Origin of the sequence: Fervidicella metallireducens AeB (assembly GCF_000601455.1) — a bacterium.
GTDB classification, from domain to species: Bacteria; Bacillota; Clostridia; order Clostridiales; family Caloramatoraceae; genus Fervidicella; species Fervidicella metallireducens.
Genome location: NZ_AZQP01000076.1, coordinates 1 through 5,113, shown reverse-complemented (window position 1 = coordinate 5,113; position 5,113 = coordinate 1). Strand labels below are relative to the sequence as shown.

5 protein-coding genes are annotated in these 5,113 nt (G+C 34.1%); all 5 read left to right on the top strand.

Going from position 1 to position 5,113, the window contains the following annotated elements; translation table 11 throughout:
• Positions 1–280 (top strand): hypothetical protein (locus Q428_RS15530; RefSeq protein ID WP_035381712.1); only part of this gene is annotated, 280 nt, incomplete at its 5' end.
• Positions 281–416: 136 nt separating this feature from the next.
• Positions 417–1,556, top strand: a complete 1,140-nt coding sequence (locus Q428_RS15040) for an RHS repeat-associated core domain-containing protein (RefSeq protein ID WP_084478390.1) — start codon at positions 417–419, stop codon at positions 1,554–1,556.
• A 105-nt stretch (positions 1,557–1,661) separates the two neighbouring features.
• A complete protein-coding gene (locus Q428_RS13250) occupies positions 1,662–2,048 on the top strand; it encodes a hypothetical protein (protein WP_161633634.1) in 387 nt (128 codons plus the stop codon).
• Between the two features lie 779 nt (positions 2,049–2,827).
• On the top strand, positions 2,828–3,853 hold the full coding sequence (locus Q428_RS14710; RefSeq protein WP_051515179.1) for an RHS repeat-associated core domain-containing protein: 1,026 nt from the start codon (positions 2,828–2,830) through the stop codon (positions 3,851–3,853).
• Between the two features lie 14 nt (positions 3,854–3,867).
• On the top strand, positions 3,868–4,464 hold the full coding sequence (locus Q428_RS14705; RefSeq protein WP_051515178.1) for an SMI1/KNR4 family protein: 597 nt from the start codon (positions 3,868–3,870) through the stop codon (positions 4,462–4,464).
• The last annotated feature ends 649 nt before the right edge of the window (positions 4,465–5,113 follow it).

Below are 5,113 nucleotides of genomic sequence, written 5' to 3'. Positions count from 1 at the left end.
CGCACTTCAATTAGAAAGTGGCTCAATTGCAAATAGGTATAATCTCGTTGAAAATGGTGATTTTAAATTTGGCACAACGACACCAACCTTCTGGTCAAAGGGAAGTGAAACAGATGCAACAGATGTGTTAACAACTGTTTCAAATCAACCTAAATCCCTTGACAATAAAGCTTTTAAATTTAGATATCAGGGACAGTCAAGAATAGTTTGGAAGGAAGGGGATATTAGTTATAAAATCCTCTTTCAACTTTATAGTACAGGGGATAGTAGTTTGGGGTAATGAAAAAAAAGTAAAAAATGAAGAGAATTATTCTTAAATGTACCGAGTTCATCGTATTCACTAAATAATGGAGCAGCAGTCACTTGATATTTGATACCATTGTACCATTGGAAGAGTTGAAAGCTCAGTAATATCAATGGGATGTAAAAGCTTTACAACATCCAATGGATATACCTACACCTGGGAAATGGGACGCCAATTAGCAAGTATTTCAGGAAACGGAATAAATGCCTCCTTCAAATACAATGCAGAGGGAATAAGAACAGAAAAAACAGTAGGAACAGTAACAACAAAATATCATCTTGTTGGGGATAAGGTAACCTTTGAATCAAATGGAACCGACACAATTTACTACTCCTACGACAGCAGCGACAATCTAATATCCATGAAACTAAATGGAGCAGAGTACTATTATATAAGGAATGCTCAGGGTGATATAATAGGATTATTAGATGGTACAGGAACCCAGGTGGTTTCATATACCTACGATTCATGGGGCAAGCTAATATCAATAGAAGGAAGCTTAAAGGATAGTGTAGGAGTAAAGAACCCTTACCGATATAGAGGATATAGGTATGATGAGGAGACGCAGTTGTATTATCTTCAAAGTAGGTATTATAGTCCTGAGTTTTGTCGCATGTTAAATGCGGATGATACAGATATCTTGACTCAACAACATGAGCTGTTAGGGAAGAATTTATTCGCATATTGTACAAACGACCCTGTAAATCACTCTGATGATGATGGTTTTTGGAAATTACCCAATTGGGCAAAAGTTACGATTGGGGTAGTAGCAGTTGGAGTTGCTGTAGCAGCAACAGTTGCTACTGGAGGAGCCGCTGCACCAGCGTTACTTGGTGCTTTACAAGTAGCTGGAAGTTCTGCAGCTATTGGTGCTGGTATAGGAGCAGTTTCAGGGTATATTAGTGGTGGTAGGAAAGGTGTTTTAAGAGGAGCTATTGATGGAGCAGCTGATGGATTTATGTGGGGTTGTGTTGGTGCAGCAGCGGAAACAGTAGCGGCTAAGGTAGTATCAAAGGTTATATTTAATGGTAATAAAGGATATGGCTTTAAGGTCGGAAAGAAGGCAGAAGTATTATATAAGAATCCAAACAAAGGTGGGGGAACGTTAGTTTCGGTAAAAAAACCAAAATTTAGGATAGATTTAGACCCAGTTGATGGTTTACATGGTCACTGGGGTACTGGAAAAGCGGCTAAGAGCATTCATAGAAGTCTTGCACCTTGGGATTTCGGAAAGCCTAAGAAATTTTGGTAATATTATTTAAATAGAAAGGTTTGAAATATGTATATTAAGACTAGAATTTTTTTATATGTTAAATGAATGTGAGGTAGTAGTATATTGCAAATATTAAAGAGAAAATTGAAAAACCAAATTAATATGATTATTATTAAAGGAATTGACATTGATGATATTGATTCAGCAGAAAACCTGAAGGATATTATAAAAAGATTAACAATAGGAGAAGGATACTATTTCCATTTTCGGAGAGAAAACAATTTTTTCTTAACAGATGAAGAAATTCGAAAGTTTAGAAATGAAATACCTGCGTATTTAAATTCTAATGGAAAATATCTGATAAAATATAAAATAGACGATGAAAGATTTGATAGCATTGGATTTCTAACGATTAATGAAGATACTTATGTGCAAATTTTAGCATTGTGGAAGTATTTTGAAGGAGTTACATTTTTAGTCCGAGTAAACTTCTTGCTTGGGAAAAGTATGAAGAAATATATGATAAGATAAAACCTGAAGAATATGGAATAGGTATTATACAAAATAAATATGCAGATTCGGTTTTTATAAAAGGACATGATGGAGATAATTTAATTTTTGTATATGGACCGAATTATGATGAAAGTTTAGTTACACAAGTTATACAGATTATAGAGAATTTTTAGAAACAATATAAGTCAATCACCTTATTTACCGCCTTTGTGTATGCAAGGGCGGTTTTTCAAAATAAAAGGGTTTGGGATTGCCCAATTTCATCTATTTGGCTATACAAATAGGAAGCTTGCCGTAGAATAAAATCTACGTTCTCGCCAAATGCTTTAAAACTTGGCAAGACAAATATTTTATGATTTGTCTTAAGCTAAATATAAAGCTTTTTAGGAGATTGTTTAAGAATTTTATAAAAGGTGTCATTTTTTATGACTTCTACTGACCACATCAATGGGGACATTTAAGAATAGTTTAGTGGAATGAGGGTAAATACAAGGGACTAGGTATTAGTATCAGGATATCAGGGACAGTCAAGAATAGTTTGGAAGGAAGGGGATATTAGTTATAAAATCCTCTTTCAACTTTATAGTACAGGGGATAGTAGTTTGTGGTAATGAAAAAATTGCAGAAAATGAAGAGAATTATTCTTAAATGTACCGAGTTCACCGTATTCACTAAATAATGGAGCAGCAGTCACTTGATATTTGATACCATTGTACATTGGAAGAGTTGAAAGCTCAGTAATATCAATGGGAGGTAAAAGCTTTACAACATCCAATGGATAAACCTACACCTGGGAAATGGGACGCCAATTAGCAAGTATTTCAGGAAACGGAATAAATGCCTTCTTTAAATACAACGCAGAGGGAATAAGAACAGAAAAAACAGTAGGAACTGTAACAACAAAATATCATCTTGTTGGGGATAAGGTAACATTTGAATCAAATGGAACCGATACAATTTACTACTCCTACGACAGCAGCGATAATCTAATAGCCATGAAGTTAAACGGGGTGGAGTACTATTATATAAGGAATGCTCAGGGTGATATATTAGGGTTGTTAGATGGTACAGGAACCCAGGTGGTTTCATATACCTACGATTCATGGGGCAAGCTAATATCAATAGAAGGAAGCTTGAAGGATAGTGTAGGGGTTAAGAATCCTTATAGATATAGAGGATATAGATACGATACTGAAGCTGGAATGTATTATTTAAACTCACGTTATTATAGTCCTGAGTTTTGTCGCATGTTAAATGCGGATGATGTAGAGATAGCAGAAATATTAAAAGGTGAATTACTAGGCAGTAACCTATTTGCGTATTGCATGAATGACCCTATAAATGAAACAGATTCAACGGGTTTTATGCTTGATACTATATTTGACATAATTTCTATTGGAAGGAGTATATCATATGTAGCATCTTCACCAACTAGTGTAACTGCATGGGTAGCACTATCTGCTGATATAGGTTGTGCATTTATACCAGGAGCTACTGGTGGAGGAACAGCAGTAAGAGCAGCAAGTAAAAGCATCGCAAGTATGAGAAGGAGTGCGGTTAGAATAGCATGGAAAGAAGAACAACAGCTCGTTAAAGCAACTGGTAAAGGTACTAGGGCTTGGAATAAAGCGGAAAAGAAGGAGTTATTGTCAACAGGTAAAGTAAGAGGTTATCATGGACATCATATAAATAGTGTTAAAAAGTATCCTCATTTAGCAGGTCTTCCTAGTAATATTAGATTTTTAAAGCGTTCTGAACATCTTAAAAAGCATGGAGGTAATTGGAGAAACCAGACAACTGGTAGATTGATTTATAGAAGATAGAGGAGGAATAGTATATGAAAGTAAAATCCAAAGAAATATTTAATTTATTAAGTAAATGGGAAGAGGGTGGAATTAGAGAACTTAATAACGGAACAAAAATGATTTGTCATGTGCCTCATATTGCACCAGAGGCGTGGTTGCATATAATATATGGTAAAGCATCTAGTAATGATATAAATAGTCTTAAAAATAAATTAATATATGGATTACCATTAGACTTTGAAGAATTTTTAAATGAATCAAATGGATTAAATATATTTTCAGATAGTTTGAGTATTTGGGGTATAAGAAAATCATATGTGCGTCAAGGTGATGAAGCAATTCAACCATATGACTTGATTTCAATGAATAGTGAAAGACCAGAGGGATGTCCAGATTCATGGGTGTTTTTTGGAGGATATTCTTGGGATGGGTCAAGAGTAATGTTTGATATGAAAAATGGTATTGAATCAAGTAAAGTTTATCTATGTGAAGCTGATTCAACAGATATTCTTTTGAAATGGGAAAGTTTTCATGAATGGTTAATAAGTGAAATTAATAGATTGTCTCAAATGTATAATATAAGAGGCGTAGAGTATGACGAAGATATGCCTACGTGTCCTATAAAATAGTAATATATAGTTAATTAGAAAATGTATTATACAATATGTTGAGGTATCAACAAAAACTAAAATAATGATAGTCAATTAACCTATTGCCGCCTTTGCATAAGCAAAGGCGGTTTTCAAATTATAAGGGTTTGGGATTACCCAATTTCAACTATTTGGCTATACAAATAGGAAGCTTGCCGTAGAATAAAATCTACGTACTCGCCAAATGCTTGAAAACTTGGCAGGACAAACATTTTATGATTTGTCTTAAGCTAAATCTAAAGCTTTTAAGGAGATTTTTTAAGAATTTTATAAAAGGTGTCACTTTTTATGACTTCTACTGACCACATCAATGGGGACATTTAAGAATAGTTTAGTGGAATGAGGGTAAATACAAGGGACTAGGTATTAGTATCAGGATATCAGGGACGGTCAACAATAGTTTGGAAGGAAGTGGATATTAGTTATAATATCGTCTTTCAACTTTATAGTACAGGGGATAGTAGTTTGGGGTAATGAAAAAAAGTAAAAAATGAAGAGAATTATTCTTAAATGTAACAAATTAGCTAAATAATGGAGTGGCGATCACTTATATATTTGATACCATTGGAAGAGTTGAAAGCTCAGTAATATCAATGGGATGTAAAAGCTTTACAACATCCAATGGATA

Coding starts and splice junctions, on each gene's coding strand:
- Q428_RS15040 (WP_084478390.1), top strand. CDS start 417: ATGGGATGTAAAAGCTTTACAACATCCAATGGATATACCTACACCTGG.
- Q428_RS14710 (WP_051515179.1), top strand. CDS start 2,828: ATGGGACGCCAATTAGCAAGTATTTCAGGAAACGGAATAAATGCCTTC.
- Q428_RS14705 (WP_051515178.1), top strand. CDS start 3,868: ATGAAAGTAAAATCCAAAGAAATATTTAATTTATTAAGTAAATGGGAA.